Origin of the sequence: Mangrovicoccus sp. HB161399 (assembly GCF_013184745.1) — a bacterium.
Classification (GTDB): domain Bacteria; phylum Pseudomonadota; class Alphaproteobacteria; order Rhodobacterales; family Rhodobacteraceae; genus Mangrovicoccus.
The window spans coordinates 1-20,203 of record NZ_JAATVU010000074.1; the positions used below are offsets into that span (position 1 = coordinate 1).

25 protein-coding genes are annotated in these 20,203 nt (G+C 67.4%); 8 read left to right on the top strand and 17 right to left on the bottom strand.

Annotated features, from left to right (window positions below):
• Positions 1-127 precede the first annotated feature (127 nt).
• The 5 genes from HCC78_RS26145 to HCC78_RS26165 form a co-directional block, all read right to left on the bottom strand.
• Positions 128-268 carry a tautomerase family protein gene (locus HCC78_RS26145; RefSeq protein WP_172331724.1) on the bottom strand — a complete coding sequence of 47 codons (141 nt, stop codon included), beginning with the start codon at positions 266-268 and terminating at the stop codon, positions 128-130.
• 1 nt (position 269) lies between these two features.
• A complete protein-coding gene (locus tag HCC78_RS26150; protein WP_172331725.1) occupies positions 270-1,022 on the bottom strand; it encodes an HpcH/HpaI aldolase/citrate lyase family protein in 753 nt (250 codons plus the stop codon).
• Complete coding sequence (gene hpaH, locus HCC78_RS26155; RefSeq protein WP_172331726.1) at positions 1,019-1,801, bottom strand: 2-oxo-hept-4-ene-1,7-dioate hydratase; 783 nt, start codon at positions 1,799-1,801, stop codon at positions 1,019-1,021. The genes HCC78_RS26150 and hpaH overlap by 4 nt, the downstream gene beginning before the upstream one ends.
• A gap of 63 nt (positions 1,802-1,864) precedes the next feature.
• On the bottom strand, positions 1,865-2,365 hold the full coding sequence (locus HCC78_RS26160; RefSeq protein WP_216671314.1) for a hypothetical protein: 501 nt from the start codon (positions 2,363-2,365) through the stop codon (positions 1,865-1,867).
• A gap of 150 nt (positions 2,366-2,515) precedes the next feature.
• Positions 2,516-3,334: an IclR family transcriptional regulator gene (locus HCC78_RS26165; RefSeq protein ID WP_172331727.1), complete on the bottom strand. Its 819-nt coding sequence runs from the start codon at positions 3,332-3,334 to the stop codon at positions 2,516-2,518.
• Positions 3,335-3,539: 205 nt separating this feature from the next.
• Here HCC78_RS26165 and HCC78_RS26170 point away from each other — a divergent pair, with 205 nt between their 5' ends.
• The 6 genes from HCC78_RS26170 to HCC78_RS26195 all read left to right on the top strand — a co-directional run bounded on the left by HCC78_RS26170 (position 3,540) and on the right by HCC78_RS26195 (position 8,920).
• On the top strand, positions 3,540-4,805 hold the full coding sequence (locus HCC78_RS26170) for an ABC transporter substrate-binding protein (RefSeq protein WP_172331728.1): 1,266 nt from the start codon (positions 3,540-3,542) through the stop codon (positions 4,803-4,805).
• 96 nt (positions 4,806-4,901) lie between these two features.
• Positions 4,902-5,636 carry an ABC transporter ATP-binding protein gene (locus HCC78_RS26175; protein ID WP_172331729.1) on the top strand — a complete coding sequence of 245 codons (735 nt, stop codon included), beginning with the start codon at positions 4,902-4,904 and terminating at the stop codon, positions 5,634-5,636.
• Entirely contained in the window at positions 5,620-6,330 is a 711-nt protein-coding gene (locus HCC78_RS26180) for an ABC transporter ATP-binding protein (protein ID WP_172331730.1), read from the top strand. The genes HCC78_RS26175 and HCC78_RS26180 overlap by 17 nt, the downstream gene beginning before the upstream one ends.
• A complete protein-coding gene (locus HCC78_RS26185) occupies positions 6,330-7,196 on the top strand; it encodes a branched-chain amino acid ABC transporter permease (protein WP_172331731.1) in 867 nt (288 codons plus the stop codon). The genes HCC78_RS26180 and HCC78_RS26185 overlap by 1 nt, the downstream gene beginning before the upstream one ends.
• Before the next feature lie 5 nt (positions 7,197-7,201).
• On the top strand, positions 7,202-8,209 hold the full coding sequence (locus tag HCC78_RS26190) for a branched-chain amino acid ABC transporter permease (RefSeq protein WP_172331732.1): 1,008 nt from the start codon (positions 7,202-7,204) through the stop codon (positions 8,207-8,209).
• Between the two features lie 99 nt (positions 8,210-8,308).
• A complete protein-coding gene (locus HCC78_RS26195; RefSeq protein ID WP_216671315.1) occupies positions 8,309-8,920 on the top strand; it encodes an O-methyltransferase in 612 nt (203 codons plus the stop codon).
• A gap of 9 nt (positions 8,921-8,929) precedes the next feature.
• On the opposite strand, the gene HCC78_RS26200 is transcribed toward HCC78_RS26195, so the two are convergent.
• The 4 genes from HCC78_RS26200 to HCC78_RS26215 all read right to left on the bottom strand — a co-directional run bounded on the left by HCC78_RS26200 (position 8,930) and on the right by HCC78_RS26215 (position 12,524).
• Positions 8,930-9,376 (bottom strand): hypothetical protein, encoded by a 447-nt coding sequence (locus HCC78_RS26200; RefSeq protein ID WP_172331733.1) that lies wholly within the window; start codon positions 9,374-9,376, stop codon positions 8,930-8,932.
• A gap of 57 nt (positions 9,377-9,433) precedes the next feature.
• Complete coding sequence (locus HCC78_RS26205) at positions 9,434-11,122, bottom strand: tannase/feruloyl esterase family alpha/beta hydrolase (RefSeq protein WP_172331734.1); 1,689 nt, start codon at positions 11,120-11,122, stop codon at positions 9,434-9,436.
• Between the two features lie 129 nt (positions 11,123-11,251).
• Entirely contained in the window at positions 11,252-11,986 is a 735-nt protein-coding gene (locus tag HCC78_RS26210) for an SDR family oxidoreductase (RefSeq protein ID WP_172331735.1), read from the bottom strand.
• A 1-nt stretch (position 11,987) separates the two neighbouring features.
• The gene (locus HCC78_RS26215; RefSeq protein WP_172331736.1) at positions 11,988-12,524 is read right to left on the bottom strand and encodes a heme-binding protein; all 537 of its coding nucleotides are present in this window, start codon (positions 12,522-12,524) and stop codon (positions 11,988-11,990) included.
• 223 nt (positions 12,525-12,747) lie between these two features.
• Between HCC78_RS26215 and HCC78_RS26220 the strand changes: the two genes are divergently transcribed.
• Together HCC78_RS26220 and HCC78_RS26225 are read left to right on the top strand one after the other, a co-directional pair.
• Positions 12,748-12,894: a hypothetical protein gene (locus tag HCC78_RS26220; RefSeq protein WP_172331737.1), complete on the top strand. Its 147-nt coding sequence runs from the start codon at positions 12,748-12,750 to the stop codon at positions 12,892-12,894.
• Positions 12,895-12,993: 99 nt separating this feature from the next.
• Positions 12,994-13,152 (top strand): FAD:protein FMN transferase, encoded by a 159-nt coding sequence (locus tag HCC78_RS26225; RefSeq protein WP_172331752.1) that lies wholly within the window; start codon positions 12,994-12,996, stop codon positions 13,150-13,152.
• Between the two features lie 6 nt (positions 13,153-13,158).
• Here HCC78_RS26225 and HCC78_RS26230 read toward each other — a convergent pair whose 3' ends face one another.
• The 8 genes from HCC78_RS26230 to HCC78_RS26265 form a co-directional block, all read right to left on the bottom strand.
• Positions 13,159-13,494, bottom strand: a complete 336-nt coding sequence (locus HCC78_RS26230) for a hypothetical protein (RefSeq protein ID WP_172331738.1) — start codon at positions 13,492-13,494, stop codon at positions 13,159-13,161.
• Between the two features lie 56 nt (positions 13,495-13,550).
• Complete coding sequence (locus tag HCC78_RS26235) at positions 13,551-14,432, bottom strand: dioxygenase (RefSeq protein WP_172331739.1); 882 nt, start codon at positions 14,430-14,432, stop codon at positions 13,551-13,553.
• A 1-nt stretch (position 14,433) separates the two neighbouring features.
• Entirely contained in the window at positions 14,434-15,489 is a 1,056-nt protein-coding gene (locus tag HCC78_RS26240; RefSeq protein WP_253949374.1) for a branched-chain amino acid ABC transporter permease, read from the bottom strand.
• Between the two features lie 10 nt (positions 15,490-15,499).
• Entirely contained in the window at positions 15,500-16,363 is an 864-nt protein-coding gene (locus HCC78_RS26245) for a branched-chain amino acid ABC transporter permease (RefSeq protein ID WP_172331741.1), read from the bottom strand.
• Entirely contained in the window at positions 16,350-17,072 is a 723-nt protein-coding gene (locus tag HCC78_RS26250) for an ABC transporter ATP-binding protein (RefSeq protein ID WP_172331742.1), read from the bottom strand. The genes HCC78_RS26245 and HCC78_RS26250 overlap by 14 nt, the downstream gene beginning before the upstream one ends.
• Positions 17,069-17,788 carry an ABC transporter ATP-binding protein gene (locus tag HCC78_RS26255; protein WP_172331743.1) on the bottom strand — a complete coding sequence of 240 codons (720 nt, stop codon included), beginning with the start codon at positions 17,786-17,788 and terminating at the stop codon, positions 17,069-17,071. Before HCC78_RS26255 ends, HCC78_RS26250 begins: the two co-directional genes overlap by 4 nt.
• A gap of 17 nt (positions 17,789-17,805) precedes the next feature.
• Positions 17,806-19,074, bottom strand: coding sequence for an ABC transporter substrate-binding protein (locus HCC78_RS26260; protein ID WP_172331744.1), 1,269 nt, complete (start codon positions 19,072-19,074; stop codon positions 17,806-17,808).
• A 62-nt stretch (positions 19,075-19,136) separates the two neighbouring features.
• Entirely contained in the window at positions 19,137-20,201 is a 1,065-nt protein-coding gene (locus tag HCC78_RS26265) for a maleylacetate reductase (RefSeq protein ID WP_172331745.1), read from the bottom strand.
• Positions 20,202-20,203: the final 2 nt, after the last annotated feature.

Below are 20,203 nucleotides of genomic sequence, written 5' to 3' on the forward strand. Positions count from 1 at the left end.
CGGCCGCCAGCCGGAAGAAGGCCCTGCGGCTGGCCAGCGTCCTCGGGAGCCGGGCGATCGGCACCGTGATTGCCTTTGCGGTCCGCGGTCGGCCCTGCCCCACATCCCCGATGACCATCTGCACCGGCTAAGGTGCGGTGATGTTCCGAAAGCGGTCCCGCAAGGGCACGCCGAATGCTTCGACCACAAAGGCATGAAGCGTGTCGGCCAGCGCGCGCTTCTCTTGCGTGCTGCGGCCCTTGATCATGTCGATCCTCAGGAGCGGCATGTCACAGCCGCTCCGACAGGCCGCGCTTCATCGCCGCCATGTCGACATCGGCCGCCACGAATGTGGCCCCTGCCTCTATCACTTGGACAGTCACGGCCTGATCCAGCGACAGCACCCCGGCCGGGCGGCCCGCTGCCACGATCCTTCTCACCGCGCCGAGCATCGCGGCCACCACCTCGGGATGGCTGGGTTCGCCCACATGGCCGAGCGCGGCCGCCAGATCTGCGGGACCGACAAAGATGCCGTCGACGCCCGGCACCGCCGCGATCTCCTCGATTGCGTCCAGCGCCGCCGCAGTCTCCACCTGCACCAGAAGCGCGATCTCCTCCCGCGCCGCCTTGTGATAGCCCGGAACGGACGCAAAGCGCGTCGCCCGCGTCAGGCCGGAAACGCCGCGGATGCCCGCGGGCGGATAGGTGACCGCGGCCACGGCCAGCGCCGCCTCTTCTGCCGAATTGACCATCGGGACCAGAATGGACTGCGCGCCCAGATCCAGCATCTTCTTGATTTCGGCCGGGTCCAGCGACCCGGGCCTGACGATGGGCGAGACCGGATAGGGTGCTACCGCCTGCATCAGCGGCAGCACCGCCAGCGCATCGAGCGCCGAATGCTCGGTATCGAACAGCATCCAGTCATAGCCGAGGCTGGCGGTCAGCTCGGCCACCAGCGTGTCGTTGATCGTGCTCCAGACCCCGCGCTGGAGCCTGCCCTCGGCCAGCCCGGCCTTGAAGCGGTTCTTCGGCAGGGCCGTCATTCGAAGCTGACCCCGATGGCGCCGAGGGGGCCGTAATCGGCGAAGATCACGTCGCCGCTGGCGATGTCGACGGGACGCGTGAAGGAACCCCCGAGGACAATGTCGCCCTTCTTCAGCCCGTCGCCCTGCGCCGCGAGCTTGTTCACGAGCCAGGCGATGCCCGCAGCCGGATGGCCCATGATCGCCGCCGAGACGCCGGATTCCTCGATCGTGCCGTTCTTGGCCAAGGTCGCCGCGACCCAGCGCACGTCGATGTCGAAGGGCCGGAATATCCGCCCGCCCATGACGATGGCACCGAAGGCGGCATTGTCGGCGATGGTGTCGACGATCTTGCGCGGCACCTCGGTGCGGTAGTCGATGATCTCCAGCGCGGGCGTGACGTATTCGGTCGCCCGCATCACGTCATGCATCTGGCAGCCTTCGCCCGCCAGATCCTCGCCCATGACAAAGGCCAGCTCGGTCTCCAGCCGCGGCTTGATGAACCGTCCGGCGGGAATGCGGGCGCCGTCCTTGAGCAGAAGGTCGTCGAACATGACGCCGTAATCCGGCTCGGTCATCTTCGAGGCCATCTGCATGGCGCGGCTGGTCAGGCCGATCTTGCGGCCGACAACCTTGGCGCCGTCGGCAAGGCGCATCTCCGTCCAGCGGCGCTGGACATCATACGAGTCCTCCAGCGTCATTTCAGGCCAGGTCGTGGATAGCTGGACGCAGGTCTTGCGCGTCCGGTCCGCCTCGTAGAGCGCCTCTGCGGCGGCCTGGCGGTCGGCTTCGGTAAGCACGTTGTCTTCCTTCTCGCGGTTCCGGCCTGCCCCGGCTCGGAGCGGGCCGCTGGTCGTCTGGGGTTACTGGATCAGGGTGGCCGCAGCAGGCGAGGCCATGGCGATGCCGATCGTCTCGTTGATCACCACCGCGGCCGTGGCAAGGAACACGGCCCCGGTGCAGAGCAGGATCACTGCGGTGGTGAAGAGCGTGACATTGGCGTCGCATTCCCGCTCCTTGCCGAGGATCTTGAAGATGAAGGGCGGAACGCCGTTCACCTCGTCCACGAGCGTGCCGCCGTAGATCGGGCGCATCGCGACAGCGGTCCAGAAGCCGCCATAGGTGCAGCAGGCAAGCAGCACCGCAATCCAGAGCGGCCACTTGTCGCCGCCTGCCGTCCAGATCAGCACCAGCGACAGGATGCCGATATAGACATAGCTCATCACCTGCCAGACGCAGTGGAACTTGGCATGGCTGGTCCAGCTCGGGTTGAACCAGTGGGTCTTGTTGGAGTCGAAGGCGAAGGGGATCGCCGAATAGCCGAGGCTGGCGATGGTCAGCAGAATCTTTGCCGTCAGAAGCATGGTGTCCTCCCGGGGAAATGGGGCGGCCCCTCCTGGCCGCCGCAAACACGTGTACCGCTTGGCTGTACACTGTATCTTATGATGGATACAGCAAGCCGCTCCTGTCAAGCGCAAGGCTTGCGCCTCGTGCATCACGGGTCTGTGCAGGGATCAGATGGAGGCGCCGAATTCCGCCTGGACGGCCCGCCGGAAGTCAAGAAGCGCCGCCTTCACCTCTTCCTCCCGCCTTTGGAACCGGGAACTTGGCATGGCGATGGCCAGCGCCAGGCTGCGCCCGCCAATCTGCGGCAGGGCGACGCCGACGGCACAGGCGTCATCGCTGTATTCCTCGCGGTCTATGAACAATCCGGCCTCCCGGAAAGCGGCCACCTGGTCAAGAATGCGATTCGGATCGGTGATGGTCTGCGCCGTGAACGCCTCCAACGGCGGAACGAGGAAGGCCTCCGCCTCGGCCAGGTTCATCTGCGAGAGATGCGCCTTGCCGTTGGCGGTGCAATGCACGGGGTGCTGCTTGCCGACATAGGAGATCACCCGGATGTTCTCGTTCGAGGCGATCTGCTCGATCACGATCACCCGCTCATGCTCGATGGTGGTGAGGTCGATATTCTCGGCGATTCGCCCGTGGAGATCCTCCATCAGCGGTCGCAGGAGCGCCCGCGCGTCGATCTCCACCTTGGCCCCGAGCCGGGCAAGTTCCATGCCCAGGTACACGCCTTGCTGGCCAAAGGTCTTGACCAGAAGTCCCTCGGCATTCAGCGCTCCAACGAGGCGCTGCACCGTTGACCGGGCCAGTCCGGTCGCTTTCGCGATTTCTCCCAGCGAACTCCCGGGCTTGTCGGCCACGGCACGCAGCACGGCAACCGCGCGCGAGATCGACTGCCCGTCGCTTGGACGTCCCTTTTCGACGGTCATCTGCACTGTCCCTCCGCGGCCGCTCCGGTATGCCGTGCTAGCCCCTGCCAGACCCATGATCAACTCCTCCTGCCTGCAGGCCTGAGCGCCCGTCCAAGATCAGTCTTGACAGAAACCTACACTGTATCAACAATGCATATGGTGTACTGTTTATCAGTACACTTGGAGGATCGGCCCGGAAGAGGAACCGGGCCGTCAGCGCGACAACATGGCTACATGCAAGCCCGGGCCGTGAGAGCGGCCCGCCAGGGAGGATATCAACATGCTCAACAGACGAGCCCTGCTCAGGGGCGCGGCCGGCACCGGTCTGGCCGCTGCAACCGCATCGCTGGGACTGCCCGCGCTGGCAAAGGCCCGTACCGTGAAGATCGGCTTCGTCACGCCGCAGACCGGGCCGCTCGCGGTGTTTGCCGAGCCGGACGGTTTCGTGCTGGACCAGTTCCGCCGGAAATTTGCGAACGGACTCGATATCGGCGGCACGGCACATCCGGTCGAGATCATCGTCAAGGACAGCCAGTCGAATTCAAACCGCGCCTCCACCGTGGCGCAGGAGCTGATCTTCCAGGACGAGGTCGACATCCTCGCCGCCACCGCGACACCCGACACCACCAACCCGGTGGCTGACCAGGCCGAGCTGAACGGCGTGCCCTGCATCACCAACGACACGCCTTGGCAACCGCATTTCTTCGGCAGGCAGGGCGATCCGACGGTGGGGTTCGAGTACACCTACCATTTCTTCTGGGGGCTAGAAGACGTCATCGCCGTCTTCATGAGCCAGTGGGACACGATCCCGGCGAACAAGGTCGTCGGCGTACTCTGGCCGAACGACCCGGACGGCAATGGCTGGTCGGATCCGAAGCTCGGCTTCCCGCCGGTGATGGCGGAACGGGGCTACAAGCTTGTTGATCCCGGTCGCTACCAGAACATGTCGGACGATTTCTCGGCGCAGATCTCTGCCTTCAAGGAGGCTGGGGCGGAGATCGTCTCAGGCGTCTCGATCCCGCCGGATTTCACCACCTTCTGGACACAGGCGGCCCAGCAGGATTTCCGCCCGAAAGTCGTCAATGTCGCCAAGGCGTCGGAATTCCCGCAGGCGATGGCCGCGCTCGGCTCGCGCGCCGACGGGCTGTCGGTCGAGGCCTGGTGGCACCGTGCCTTCCCCTTCGCCTCCTCGGTGACCGGGCAGAGCTGCGCGGAGCTGGCCGATGCCTACGAGGCGGCGACCGGTCGGCCCTGGACCATGCCGCTGGGAGCCAAGCATTCGCTCTTCGAGGTGGCAGTCAGCGCGCTGCAGCGGGCGGAGGATCTCGACAGCCCCGAGAGCATCGCGGAGGCGCTGAAGACGACGTCGCTCGACACGGTTTTCGGCAAGGTCGACTTCTCGGACGGCCCGGTGCCGAACGTGTCGAAGACGCCGGTTGCCGGCGGGCAGTGGCAGATCCAGGACGACAAGCCGGTGCTGGAGATCGTGACCAATTCCCACAGCCCGGACATCCCGCTGACCGCGGAAATGAAGCCCATCGCATAGGGCGGTCCGCCAACCCCAGGACTGCCCTTTCCGCAGGCCGGACGCCCCAAGTCCCGGCATCCGGCCTGCACCCTTTCCCAAGTTGCGAGGGATGCCATGACCCCCATTCTGACGATGCGCGGCGTGAACAGGTTCTTCGGAACCTTCCATGTCACGCAGGATATCGACCTCGATCTCGCCCCGGGCGAGGCACTCGGCGTGATCGGCCCGAACGGGGCCGGGAAATCGACGCTGTTCAACCTGATCGCGGGCACGCTCCCGCCCTCTTCCGGGACGGTGGCGTTCCGGGGCCGGGACGTCACCCGCCTGCCCGCCTCGGAGCGCTGCCATCTGGGCGTCGGCCGGTCCTTCCAGATCCCGCATCCCTTCACCGGCATGACGGTCTACGAGAACCTGCTGGCGGCGTCCGTCTTCGGCCGCTCCGGCCACGACGTGCCTGAGGAGGCCTGCCGTGACATCCTCGAGATGACCGGCCTCCTGAAGAATGCCAACCGGCCCGCAGGATCGCTGACGCTGCTGGAGCGGAAGCGGCTGGAATTGGCGCGTGCGCTGGCGACCGGGCCGCAGCTGCTGCTTCTCGACGAGATTGCCGGCGGGCTCACCGAGGCGGAGTGCCAGGAACTTGTTGCCACGATCAGCGCGGTGCGGGACAGCGGCGTCTCAATCATCTGGATCGAGCATGTCGTCCATGCGCTGCTTGCCATTGTCAGCCGCCTGATCGTCATCGATTTCGGCAAGATCGTCGCGCAGGGCGAGCCCCGGGCGGTGATGGCCGATCCGCTTGTCCGCGAAATCTACATGGGGATCCCCGCCGATGAAGACGCTGCTTGAGACCCGCGGCCTGACCGCCTTCTACGGCGATTTCCAGGCGCTCTTCGGCGTCGGCCTGCGCGTGGACGAAGGCGAGACCATCGCCATCATCGGCGCTAACGGCGCGGGAAAATCGACCTTCCTGAAGACCCTCGTGGGCATCCGGCCGAACCGCGGCCAGGACATAACCTTCGACGGCCAGCCGATCGGCGGCTGGCCCGCGCAGCGCATCCACAAGGCCGGACTCGCCGTCGTGCCCGAGGGCCGCCGCCTGTTCCGCTCGCTCTCGGTGGAGGAGAACCTACTGATCGGCGCGTCCGGCGGGCGCAAGGGACCATGGACGCTGAAGGCCGTCTACGACCTCTTTCCCGACCTCGTGGAGAAGCGCCGCAATCCGGGCACCGCGCTCTCGGGCGGGCAGCAGCAGATGGTTGCCATCGGCCGGGCGCTGATGTCGAATCCGAGACTTCTGCTCTGCGACGAGATCAGCCTCGGCCTCGCGCCCAAGGTCGTCCGCGCGATCTACGAGGCGGTGCCGCTGATCCGCGGGCGCGGCACCTCTATCCTGGTCGTGGAACAGGATGTCAGCCAGGCGCTGGCCGTCGCCTCCCGCGTCTACTGCATGATGGAGGGCCGGGTCACCCTGACCGGCCGGCCCCGGGACCTGTCGCGCGAAGAGATCGCGCAAGCCTATTTCGGAATGGAGGCCGCCTGATGGTCTGGGTCAACGCAATTATCCAGGGCGTGCTGCTCGGCGGACTCTACGCGCTCTTCGCTGCCGGGCTGTCGCTGATGTTCGGCGTGATGCGCTTCGTCAACATCGCCCATGGCGATTTCATCGTGGTCGCCGCCTACCTGGCGCTGACGGTTATGGTGTCGCTCGGCATCTCGCCATGGGTCGCCGTGCCGGTCGTGGTCGCGGTCATGGCCGCAACCGGATACCTGGGCCAGCGCCTCCTCCTGAACCGGGTGCTGGGCAAGGACATCCTGCCGCCGATCCTTGTCACCTTCGGCCTGTCGATCATCCTGCAGAACGCGCTCCTGGAGACATTCTCCGCCGACAGCGTCCGCCTGCCCGCAGGCGCTCTGGAAACCGCCTCGCTCACCTTGGGAGACGGCATCGCCATCGGCATCCTGCCGCTTGCCATGTTCGCCACCGCCATCGGCGTGATCGCGGGCCTGCAGCTGATCTTCTACCGTACGCCCCTTGGCCGGATGCTGCGGGCCACATCCGACGACGCGGAAATCGTCCCGCTGATGGGGGGCAACAACGCGCACATCTTCGCCATCGCCACCGGGCTGGCCTCGGCCGTGGTCGGCGTCGCGGGCATCTGGCTGGCGATGCGGACGAATTTCGACCCCGCCGCCGGACCCGTCCGCCTTCTCTTCGCCTTCGAGGCAGTGATCATCGGCGGGCTCGGAAACATCTGGGCGACGCTTGCGGGCGGCATCATCCTGGGCGTCGCACAGACCGTCGGCGCCCAGATCGACGCAGGCTTCCAGATCCTCGCAGGGCATCTTGTCTTCCTTCTCATTCTCATCGTCAAACCGACCGGCCTGATGCCGCGCATGACAGGGTGAATATCATGGCCAGCCTGACCACCGACCTTCCCCGCCGCCCCGCACCCGGCCGGTTCCTGCCAGCCGCCGTGATCGCCGCCGCCGTCGTCCTCCTTGCCGCCGCGCCCTGGTGGGCCGGGCGCGCCGACCTGCGGCTGCTGATGGAAGCGCTGAGCTATCTCGCCCTTGCCCAGATGTGGAACCTGCTGGCGGGCTATACCGGGCTCGTCTCGGTCGGCCAGCAAGCCTTCGTGGGCCTCGGCGGCTACCTGTTCTTCGCGCTCGCCATCTTCTCCGGCCTGCCCCTGCTCGTGGCCATGCCCGCCGCCGCGCTGGCGACCGGGCTGGTCGCCATCCCCGCCGGCTGGATCGCCTTCCGACTGCAGGGCGCCTATTTCGCCATCGGCACCTGGGTGATCGCAGAAGTTTTCCGGCTGTCAGCCGCACAGTTCCCGGCACTGGGAGGCGGATCGGGCATTTCCCTGCCGGTCGCCGTCGCCCGGTCCTTGTCCGAAAGCCGCGAGGGGCGCGAGATGGCGATGTATTTCCTTGCCCTCGGGCTGGGGCTAAGTGCCACTTTCGGCGTCTGGGCGCTCCTGCGCGCGCGCTGGGGCATGGCGCTGACCGCCATCCGCGACAGCGGGACGGCGGCGGAATCCATCGGCATCTCCACCCGCCGTGTGAAGTTCCTGATCTATGTCGGCACCGCCGCGATGACAGGGCTGACGGGGGCTTTCCTGTTCCTGCAGAAGCTCCGCATCACTCCGGATGCGGCGTTCAGCGTCAATGACTGGACCGCCTTCGTCATCTTCATCGTGGTGATCGGCGGGATCGGCACCATCGAGGGGCCGGTGATCGGCACGATCCTGTTCTTCGCGCTGCGCCAAGTCGCGGCAGATTGGGGCAGCTGGTACCTGATGCTGCTGGGCGCCATCGCCATCGCGGTGATGCTGGTCGACAAGCGCGGGATCTGGGGAGCGCTGAAGGCAAGGACCGGCTGGGCACTCTTCCCGGTGGAGCGGCGCCTGCGCTGAGCCTCGCGCCGGTGTGACTGGACATCTCCGCCTGCCCGCGTCCCGATGCGCGGGCAGGGCTTTTCACGAAGGGGCGCAGGGATGCGGGCAGAGAAGATCATGACGAACGGCATGGACCCGGACATGCAACGTGCGCTGGAGGGCTACGACGAGCGCATCGCAGCCGAACGGGACGGAACGCCGGTGATCGAAGGCCACCGCCACATGGCCGTCGGCCCCGAGACAGGGCAGCTGATCAGCCTTCTGGCCCGCGCGCTGCTTGCGCCGCGCATCCTGGAGCTTGGCACCTCCTTCGGCTATTCGACGCTGTGGCTGGCCGACGCCGCGCGCGCCGCGGGCGGCCATGTCACCACGCTGGAGCTGGAGCCTGCGAAATCTGCCCATGCGGCGGAGCGGCTGCAGGAAGCCGGGCTGGAGGCGCATGTCACCTTCCTGACCGGCGACGCGCTGAAGATCCTGCCCGGTCTCGCCGGGCCCTTCGATTTCGTGCTGGTCGATCACTGGAAGGACCTCTACCTGCCCAGCTTCGAGCTCTTCTTGCCGAAGCTGGCACCCGGCGCGATCCTCGCAGCAGACAACATGATCCGGGGCGGCGGCGACGGCACCGCACAGTCTGCCTATGCGGCGGCAGTCCGCGCTACCCCGGGCATGTCGAGCGTGCTCCTGCCCATCGGCACCGGAGTCGAGGTCAGCCGGTACCTGCCCGGCTGACCCGTCACGTCAGTCGTATTTCCATTCCAGCAGGAGGCCGCGCGGGTCGAATTCCGCCTTGAACCAGCGCCCCGCAGCATCCCGGCCTTCCAGCTCAATCTTGTCGCGCTCGATCTCGAACTTCTTGAAGCTGCCGTCTGCCGGCCATTGCGGCAAGACGCGCACCGCCTGCGGCACGACGGCGGCGATCTCCGCCACCGGCGCCAGGCTGCCGGGGGCCTCGATCTCCTCGAATTCGCCGTCACGATGGAAATCAAGTTCGACCAGCGTGCCGCCGGGCAGATGGCCGGAAACGTCCGGCCCCTCGTCATCGGGATGGAGGCGCGCATCGGTTATTCCGAGCGCCGAGATCACCGCGTCTCTGACCTCGGGCCCGCGCTGCAGGTGGAACTCCTGCGCCGCCCCGGGCGACGCAAGGCAGAGACCGGCAAGAGCCGGCAGGATCAGTCGTTTCATCGGAACTCTCCGCATCAGAATGGGGCCGCCTGGCGCGGGCCGCGCCCCGTATCCTCGTCATTCATCGGCAAAGGAATAGCTGCCGAAAAGATCGGCACCGGGCCAGTCGCGCAGGTTGACCACCTGCGCGGCCGGACCCTCGGACCAGCTGGCGGCATCGGCATAATCGCCTTCGCCCGAGAAGGCCGCGACATGCGGCCAGGGGTAGACGGGCCGGGTCATCTCCGGCAGCGCCGCGACACCCAGATCTGCCATTGGCGGGCGGCCGCGGCCCTTGCCCACGCCATCCGGCTGGCCGAAACTCGAAGTTTCCGCCGTGGAGCGCGTCAGCACCGCTTCCGGCGCGCTGCCGTTTTCGACCCAGTCCATCATCGGGCTCAGCAGGTCCAGTTCGGTCGGCCCCCGTCCGCCGCCGCAATGCCCCATGCCCGGGATCAGGTAGAGCCGCTCGAAGCCCGCAACTGTCTCCTCGCCCATGGAGTCACCCATTGCCAGATGCAGCGACAGCGTGTTCGCGGGCGAGATATGCGGATCCGCCAGCCCGTGCCAGAGGATCAGCTTGCCGCCCTTGCCGGCGAAGCTGGACAGATCGGCATGGGTGGCATCGAAGAGCGGGTGGCGGGCACGCAGCCGGTCGAGCGTGGCCTCGGTGAATTCCAGGTCCTCGAGCCCGAACTCCGGGTCCGCCTCCTCGAAGGCCAGGTATTTCAGCACCGGATCGACGATCATTTCGGAGAACAGCTCGTCGTCCGGGCCGTCAGCCACATAGACCCCCTGCCATTCCAGCTCGGATCCGTAGAGCGGCTGGCCCGCCGTCAGGAAGGCCCCGGTCTGCGCATCCTGCGGCCCGGAATAGAATTTCGCCGCCACATCCGCTTGCGCCTGGGTCAGCCCCTTGCCCACCAGCGTCCGAGGATCGAAACGGCATTCCGCGGGCTGCGAGATCAGCCCGTCCATGACGCCATCAAGCGCATCGCATTCCGCCATCACCGCCTCGTGCAGCAGCGGCAGCTCGGCCGAGGTCAGGATCACCTCGCCGTCGGCATCGTAGTTCGAGGCTGCCTGCCAGCCGTGATAAAGCGTGTTCTGCACCTGGAACAGCATCGCCGGAGCGCCCGCGACGATGCCGTCGAAATCATCGGGATACCGCATCGCCTCCATCAGCGCCTCGCGCCCGCCATCGGAGCAGCCGTTGAAATAGGAATACGCCGCGTCCTGCCCGTAGAAAGCGGCAATCAGCGCCTTGGCGGCCTCCGCCGTGACATGCTGGGCGCGGTAGGCGAAATCGGCGCGCTTTTGCGCGTCGAGCCCCCATTCTCCGGAATTGCCCGTGTGGCCCATGTCCGTCGCCGCCATGACGAAACCGCCATCATTGAGCACCTCGCATCCTGCCGAGGCGCCCGAGCGCAAGGTGATGTTGCCGCAAAGACCGCCGCACCCAACCTGAAGATAGCGCTGCGTCCAGCCCTGCATCGGCAGAAGAACCTGGAAATTCACCTCCGGCGCCAGCGTTCCGGTCACCGAGCAGACTGCGATGCCATCGCTGGCGGTCTCTTCCGCCCCGGTCACGGCGCTGCCCGCGCCTCCGATCGCGGTCAGGTCGGTCTCTGCCAGCGAGGCGCAGCTCGCCGCTGGGGGAACGGCCGGCAGATCGGCGGCGGCATGGGCGGGCAGCGGCGTCAGGAGCGGCAGCAGGGCCGGGATGATCGCCCCGGCAAAGGGCAGTGTGGCGCGCAGGAGCGGCATCGGTGTCTTCCTCTGGTCATGGCCGGGGCGGGACCGCCCCTCCGCCCGATCATACGCGATGTCGCCGGGCTTCCGTCGCCATCTGCGCAAAATTTATGGTACCAATGCCGTTTCTTATATATTCCGCGGTCAGGTGACCAGTTCCAGACCGCCATCGATCGTCAGCACCTGGCCGGTGAGGAAGCCGCAGCGCATTGCGAAAAGATAGGCCTCGGCCACTTCCTCGGGCTCGGCGACGCGGCCGAGCGGGATCTGCCCGGCAAAACGCGCGCGGATCTCCTCCACCTGCTCCGCGTCCATGCTCCGCCAAAGCGGCGTCGGCGTCCAGGTCGGCGCCACGGCGTTGACCCTGAGCTTCGGCGCGGCCTCGACCGCCAGCCCCTGCACCAGCAATCCGATATTGGCATTGCCGACGATCGCGCCGGAGGCGTTATCGGGCCGTCCGCCCGCACCGGCAGTCAAGGTCAAGCTTCCGCCATCGGCCAGCCGCGGCACGACTGCACGCGCCAGCTTGAGCGCAGCAAAGAACTTTTCCTCGATCGCGTTTCGGATCGTGTCCATGTTGGCCTCGAGGAAACCGCCGCCCATCGCGCCGCCCAGCATCGACACCGCATGGGTCAGCGGTGCGTCGATGCTGTCGAGACAGATTTCCAACGCAGCGGGCTGGGACGCATCCAGCCCGTAGCCCTTGGCCGCGATGCCGTCTTCTGCAAAGGCGGCGGCCACGGCGGCGGCCTTCTGCGGGTCGCGTCCGACCAGGTGCAGGCTGGCCCCCGCCGCTCCGGCAAGCCGCGCGATTTCCAGTCCGAAACCCGAAGTGCCGCCGACGATCAGAACTTGTTGGCCGTCAAAGCTCTGCCGCATCTCACATCTCCGCTTCGAAAGCCGCGAGCGTCGCGTGCGCGATCGCCAAGTCACCCTGTCCGGTGGAGCCTGATATGCCGATCGCGCCGACAACCGGCGTGCCGATCGGAAGCCCGCCCGCCAGCATGACCGCGCCGGGCACGGCCAGCATCGAGGGATGGCCGGAATTGATCATCTCCTCGAAGGCATCGACCGGCTTGCGGAACATCGCAGCGGTGCGCGCCTTGCCGACCGCCACGTCGATCGAGACGATGCCGGCGCCGTCCATCCGCCGGAAGGCCAGAAGGTGGCCCGCCGGGTCGGAGACGGCCACACAGATCTGCGCCTCCGCCTCTGCTGCTGCGCCGAGCGCGAGATCGGCCAGCCGCTCGGCTCCGCCGAGGGTCAGGGACTGCACTGTCCTGACATGGTTTGTCATGGTGTCTTCCTCGTCTGTCATGGTCCCCGCGAGCGCAGCAGGCAGCCAGGCGGCTGCGGGCAGGATGGCCGCCAGCCCGATGGCGGCGCGGCGGCCGGGAGAGTCCGGTGCGTCTGTCATTGTCTCGGCTCCTGATGCGGGACGGGTTCCCGCAAAGATGCACCATCCGCACCGCATTACAATACACTGTACCACAAAAGAACCGGAAAGGTCCCGTGCGCATCTGCACATCACGAGTCCGGGAGCCCCGTCCCGGCCTGCTCCGCAGCCCCTCAGAACCGGAACTGCGCCCCAACCCCGTCTCCTCGCGCCCAGGGCTGGGAGAGAGAAGGCGGAACTCCAAATGGCTGCGTTCGGCCCGGACGGCTTCCGGCAGGAGCTGGTCGATCAGGCGACGGGCGCGATGAAGATGTGGTTCGAGACGCCGTACCGGTCGCTGTTCCCGGGCGAAACCGACGCCATGTCGAGCCCGCCGCAACGGTGGCGATGACCCTGTCCTCGCTGACCGGACTCTGGATGGGGCCTGCGACCCTGGGGCTGATCCCCGACGCCGCGCCACTGCCAGACCTGCCCGCCGCGGTTTCCGCCGCTGGCGCGCTCACCTGCCTCCGTCACCGTGCTGGCCGCGACTTGCGCGGAGGCCGACGCCTGGGCGACGGCGCTGATGGTCATGGGCACGGAGGCAGGCAGCATGATCGCCCGCGACCGCGGCATCCGGGCGATGTTCCTTGACCGCCACGCGGCGTGAGCCGGGCTATTTCAGCGCGACATAGGTCTCTGGCACCAGCTCGGCGAAGCGCACCGCCATCGGCGCGCCGCCCGTGGCACTGGCATAATGCGACCGCAGCTTTTCGCCGAGTGCGGTGAGCTTCTCGCGGGTGCGGTCGGGCCGCGGCAGGATCAGGAGTTCCAGGTTCACCTGCGGTTGATCCGGAATCCCGGCAAAGGGAATGGCCGCGATCTGGCAGGCCGCAACCGGCACGTCGAGCTCGGCACAGAGCATCTCGCGCATCGGCAGGAGGCAGGCGCGGATCGCCTCGCCGCGATCCGACCACAGGCTGTCTTCGACAAGCAGTTTCACATTGGGCATGGGGACACTTTCACGGAAGGGACCGGGGGCAGGACGCCCCTCGGCCGGGGAGGAACCTATTCGGGGACCAGAACGAAGTCGAAGGGCGAATGCCAGGGCTCGGGTCCCTCGGCGGTGCGTTCGAAGGGCGCGACCAGCGTCGCCTTGACGCCGAAGACGGTGTCGCTTTCCAGATAGGGGTCGTCGCCGACGAAAGTATGCGTCACGAGCTTCTGGAACCCCGGCGCCGTCACGAGGTAATGCATGTGCGCCGGACGGTAAGGATGGCGGCCGAGATGGCCCAGCATCTGCCCCACCGTGCCGTCATCGGGGATCGGGTAGCTCACCGGCTTGATGCCGACGAAGCTGTACTTGCCGTCCGCGCCGGTGACGAAGATGCCCCGGTTGTTCCACTTCGGCTGGATGCCGGGCTGCTGCACGTCATAGAAGCCCTCGTCATTGTCCGACCAGACATCGATCCGGGCGCCCTGGATCGGGTTGCCGTGGATGTCGATCACCCGCCCGTCATAGAGGCAGCGCTCGCCCTTGCCGTCGAGGCTGATGCAGTCGCCCATCGCCCGCGCGGGCGCGCCTTCCACATGGAAGGGTCCGAAGACGGTGTTCTCGGTCGCACCAGGCGGACGGCGGTTGTTGATCGCGTCGACCAGCATCGAGACGCCCAGCGTGTCCGAGAGCAGGATGAACTCCTGCCGCTCGCCAGAGCAGATCTGGCCGGTCTTGGTGAGGAAGTCGATCGCGTATTCCCATTCCTCCTGGGTCAGATGGACATCCTTCACGAAGGCATGGAGATGCTTGATCAGGCCGGCCATGACTTCGGCCAGGCGCGGCGGGACCTCGGGGCCCATCCGGGCATTGACGGCCTCCACCGAGCCTTCCTCGGTGAAATAGGGAACGTTGACGGCGGTGGCCGAACCGCCCTTGGCGAAGGTCTGGGTCATGTCAGCTCCTTTGGGTGACAGGGTCGGAAAGATCGGTGAAGGATGGCGGCGCGGGCGGCCGGTGCGAAAGCGGCAGGGGATCGAAGCCGGTGCGGTCCGCGATCCAGCCCCAGAGACCGCGGCGTGCGAAGAGCATCGCCCCCATGCCGATGAGCCCGAGCAGGATCAGATAGGCGGTGCCGTAATCTGCCAGGAGCCGCTCCAGCGCGTAGAAGACCGCGACGCCGAGGATCGGACCGGGCAGCGTGCCGATGCCGCCGATCACCGTCACGAAGATCACGAAGGCCGTCCAGTCGATGACCGAAAAGGCCGCTTCGGGCGTGACCCGGGTGATCTGGATGAAGATCAGCGCGCCGGCAAGCCCGGTGCCGAAGGCGGTCAGCAGGAACACCATCGCCTTCAGCCGAAGCGGATCGATGCCGACGGACCGGGCTGCCTCCACGTTGTCGCGCACCGCCTGCAGCGCCAGCCCCATGCGCGAGCGCAGGAAGCCGTAGCTGATGCCCAGCATCGCGACCGCGAGCGCCAGTGCCACCCAGTAGGTGACGGCATCGGCCGCTGCGGCCGAGGAGCCGCCGAGCAGATCCTTGACCGGCTGGACGAAGATCATCTCCTTGGTCGTGCCCTTCGGCAGCGAGGTGCCGGTGCCGCCGCCGAGTGCCTGCCACTGGCTGGTCACGAGCCGGACGATATCGGCGGCAACCCAGGTGCCGATGGCGAAATAGGCGCCGTTCAGCCGGAAGGCGAAGGCCGCCATCGGCACGGCCAGCGCCATCGCCGCCAAGCCGCCCACGAGCACGCCCGCCAGCGGGTCCATCCCGAGAAGGATGACGCAGGCGAACATCACATAGGCGCCGATGCCGACGAAGGCCTGCTGGCCGACCGAAACCAGCCCGGAGAAGCCCGCCAGCATGTTCCAGTTCAGCGCCAGCACCAGGAGCGTCAGCACGCCGAAGAGGTCCTGCACCAGCGCGCGCGAGCCGATCACCGGCACCGCGGCCAGCAGCGCCACCGCAGCGGCGGCGGCAAGGATGGTCAGTTGGGTCTTGCGGTCCATGTCATCCTCCTCAGTCATTGGCCCGCGGGAACAGCCCGCGCGGACGGAACAGCAGCACCGCGACGAAGGCGGCATGGCCTGCGAGGATCTGCCATTCCGGGCGGATCGCGGCGCCGGTTGCCTGGGCCACGCCGATCACCAGTCCGCCCGCAAGCGTCCCCCAGAGGCTCCCGAGCCCGCCGATGATGACGGCCTCGAAGGCGTAGAGCAGCCGCGCCGGGCCGATGGTCGGATCGAAATTCGCCCGCGCGCCGAGATAGAGCGCCGCCAGCGTTGCCACCATGAGCGCGATGCCGGTCGCCACCGAGAAGATCCGCGCCGGATAGATGCCCATCAGCTGCACCGTGGTCGCGTCATCCGAGGTCGCGCGGAAGGCACGGCCCAGCTTGGTGCGGTAGAAGAGCAGGTTCAGCGCCGCGATCACCGCGACGGCGGAGCCCAGCGTGGCCAGCGGCACCAGCCCCAGCGTCACCGGGCCGACGGGCACGCCGACGGCCTCGACAGGACCCATCGACAGCTTCTGGCTGTCGGCCGAGAAGGTCTCCAGAAGGACGTTCTGCAGCACCACCGACAGGCCGAAGGTCACCAGAAGGGGCGGCAGGATGTCCTCGCCCAGCACCCGGTTGAACAGATGCGTCTGCAAGAGCATTCCGAAGCCGAACATCACCGGCAGCGCCAGCGTCGCCGCGAGGAACGGATTCAGCCCGGTGACAGAGACCATGACGAGGATCACGTAGGCACCCAGCACGATCAGGTCGCCATGGGCAAGGTTCACCAGCCGCATGATGCCGAAGACGAGGCTGAGCCCGGCGGCGAAGAGCGCGTAGAGCCCGCCCAGCAGGATGCCCTGCGCAAGGGTGTCAAGCCAGATCATGGGTCACTCCGAAATAGGCGTCATGGATGGCCTCGCGGGAAAGCTCGGACGGGCGGCCCGACAACGTCACCCGGCCCTCCATCATGCAATGGACATGATCGGCGATTTTCAGCGCCTGGCCGATATCCTGCTCGACCACGACGATGGCGGTCCCGGCCTCGCGGATGCGCGGCACGGCGGCATAGATGTCGCGGATCACCACCGGCGCGAGGCCGAGGCTGATCTCGTCGCACAGGAGCACCTCGGGGTTCGACATCAGCGCCCGGCCGATGGCGACCATCTGCTGCTGCCCGCCCGAGAGCGCGGTGCCGGGATTGCGGCGGCGCTCCTTCAGCACCGGGAAGAGATCGTAAATGGCCTCCAGCGTCCAGGCGCCGTTGCCCCGGCGCTCATGCGCGCCGATCTGCAGGTTCTCCTCGACGCTGAGCGACGGAAAGAGCTTGCGCCCCTCGGGCACCATGGCGACGCCCCGGCGCAGCACCTCGGGTGCGGGCAGACCGTGGATCGGTGCGCCGTCGAGCAGGATTTCCCCCTGGTCGGCGCGGGCAATGCCGCAGATCGTGCGCATCAGCGTGGTCTTTCCCGCGCCATTGGCTCCGATTATGGCGACGCAGCCGCCGCGGGCGAGGTCCAGATCGACGCCGAAGAGCGCCTGGAAATCGCCGTAGAAGGCGGTCAGGCCGCGGACGGATAGCAGCGGCGCGCTCATGCCTCGATCCCCAGGTAGATTTCCTTCACCTCCGGGGCGGCCATTACCTCGTCCGGCTGCCCGATCATCAGCATCCTGCCGAAATTCAGCACCATCAGCCGTTCGACCACCGAGGTCAGCGCATGCAGCACATGCTCGATCCAGATGATCGCCGTGCCCTCGTCATGGATGCGCCGGATGGTCGAGACCAGCGCCACGCATTCGCCTTCGGTCAGCCCGCCGGCGATCTCGTCGAGCAGGATCACCCGCGGCTGCGTCGCCATCGCGCGGGCAAGCTCGAGCCGCTTGCGGCTCAGAAGCGGCAGGCTGCCCGCCGGCGCGGTGGCCTGAGCGGCCAGCCCGCAGCGGCCGAGGATGTCCATGCACAGCCCCGGCGCGTCATGCCCGGGCACCCGGCCGCCGAATTCCGCGGCGACCAGCAGGTTTTCGTAGACCGAAAGATGGCCGAAAGGCTGCGGGATCTGAAAGGACCGTCCGATGCCGCGGCGGCAGCGCTGCATCGGGGTCTCGCCGGTCACGTCATGGCCGTCGAGCAGCACCGCCCCCTGGTCGGGGCGGAGATTGCCGGAGATCAGGTTGAACAGGGTGGACTTGCCCGCCCCGTTCGGACCGATGATGCCGAGCGCCTCTCCGGGCGCCAGGTCGAAGGAGACGTCATCCGTCACCTTCAGCGCGCCGAAGCTCTTCGACACGGAGTTCAGGCTGAGAATGGACATGCGCGTTTCCCTGTCCCTCAGCCGATCGGCTCGAGCGTGCCGCCGAGCGGGATCTCGGGCGCGTTGCCGTTCTCGACGATGACCAGCTCGAACCGCCCGTCATCCTCGCGCCGCCACTGGCCGCCGACCAGCGGCGTCTTGGCGACGTTCTTCCGCGCGAAGTCCGGCAGGTTGTCCTTCCCCCAGCCGACATTGCCGACCACGGTGTCGAGACTGGTCGCCGCGATGGTCTCGGCCAGCGCGTCGCCGTCCGTCGGATCGTCGCAGCGCTTCAGCGCGTCGGCGGCCAACTCGAAAAGCGCATGGGCAAAGCCCACCGGCTGGGTCCATTGCCGCCCGGCGGCGTCCTCGAAGGCGGCGGCCAGGTCCTTCGCGCTCTCGCCGGTCAGCGAGGAGGCGTAGGGGAAGGCCGGGGACCAATAGAGTTCGCAGCTCAAGTTGTGTCCCAGATCGCCGAGCGCCTCGACGGATTCCGGGAACAGGAGCGCCTTGGCGATGGAGACGATCTTCGGCGCATAGCCCTGCTGCCGCGCCTGGGTCCAGAACGTGGTGAAATCCGGCGGGATCGGGATGCCGGTCATGATCTCGCAGCCCTCGCGCTTGAAGGCGCCGATCTGGGCGGAGAAATCGTCGGACAGGTTCTGGTAGCGTCCGGCATCGGTCACCTGGAACCCAGCCGCAGCGGCCGCAGCGGGCAGGCCGACATCCGAAGCCCAGGCATTGCCGTCGCCGTCATTGGGCCAGAGCGCGCCGACCTTGCGGTTGGTCTCGATGCTCTCCCACATCCGCAGGAAGGCGCCGACATTGTCCTCGAGCCCCCAGAAGAAGTGGTACGCATAGTCGAACTCCTGCCAGCTGCCGGGATCGCCCGGATTGCCCTGCTGGCCGATGAACCAGGGCTGCCAGGGCGCGACCGAGGAAATCACCGGGATCTCCTCGCTCTCCGCGATCGAGCAGACCGGATTGGTGGTCTCGGGCGTCGAGGCCACGAGCAGCAGGTTCACCTCGTCGCGGGTGATCAGCTCGCGCGCCACCTCGGCGGCACGGTTGGGGTTGGACTGGCTGTCCTTCACCGTCACCTCGACCGCCAGTCCCTGCGCCTCCGCAGCCTTCAGGAACTGCGCGACCATGAAGTCGTCTGCCTCGGAAAATGCCGAGAGCGGGCCGGACCCGGGGCTGACATATCCGATCCGGATGGGGCCGCCCCGCGCATAGGCGGGAAGACCCAGGGTTGCGGCAGCCGCCGAGACGGCGCCGCCTTTCAGCAGCGTTCTTCTGTCGATCATCGTTTCCTCCCTTGTGCCCGGACCGCGCCGGGCGGACTCCCTGTCGTTAATTCAGGCTGCCGTCACTCCGGCCGCGACCCCTCCCAGGCCCGCTGCAGGAGCGCCCGGATCCCCTCCGCCTCGACCGGGCGCGGGTTCCAGTACGAGTTCTTCGTGGCGATCTGCGTGGCGCGCTCGAGGCTCGCCTCCTCCAGCCCCAGATCCTTCAGCGCCTGCGGCGCTCCGATGGACCCGGCGAAATCGTGGAGGCCGCCGCCCAGGGACCCGCCGAAGAGCGCCGCCGCCGGGGCCAGAGCCTCCTTCGCGGCGGCCTCGTTGAAGGCCGCCGTATGCGGCAGCATGATCGCATGCGTCTCGGCGTGGGGCAGATCGAAGCTGCCGCCGAGCACATGGCAGAGCTTGTGGTGCAGCGACATGCCGACCGTGCCCAGAACCGTTCCGCAGAGCCAGGCGCCATAGAGCGCCTCGCCGCGCGCGCCGCGGTTCTGCGGCTCCCGCACGATCACGGGAAGCGCGTCGCGCAGCGCCCGGATGCCCTCCACCGCCTGCAGCGAGGAGACCGGGTTGCGGTCCTGCGCATAAAGCCCCTCGACCGCATGAGCCATCGCGTTCAGCCCGGAGGCGACGCTCATCGCCACCGGCAGGCCCAGCGTCAGGTCGGGATCGTAGATCACCACCTCGGGCAGGATGTCGGCGCCGCGCACCGTCGTCTTGATGCCGTTCTCGGTCTGGCCGAGGATCGGCGTGACCTCGGAACCGGCATAGGTCGTGGCGACCACGATCTGCGGCGCGCCGTTGCGGTGGGCGATCGCCTTGCCCAGACCGATGGTCGAGCCGCCGCCAAGGGCCAGCACGCCCTCGGCGCCCGAGGCCTCGTAGGCCTCCATTGCGCGGTCGGTGACATCGACCGGCGTGTGCATGGCCGCCTCCGCGAACACCCCGGCGGAGAGGGGCCCGAGCGCCGCGGAGAGATCCTCGGCCTGGCCCTTCTGGAAGGCCGTGGCGAGGATCAGGACCCGGGCGAGCCCGAGCCCCCGGATCTCGTCGGCGGTCTGCCCGGAACTGCCGGGTCCGAACACGACCCGGCCGGGATTGATGGAAAACTGGAACGGAGTGAGATCGGACATGG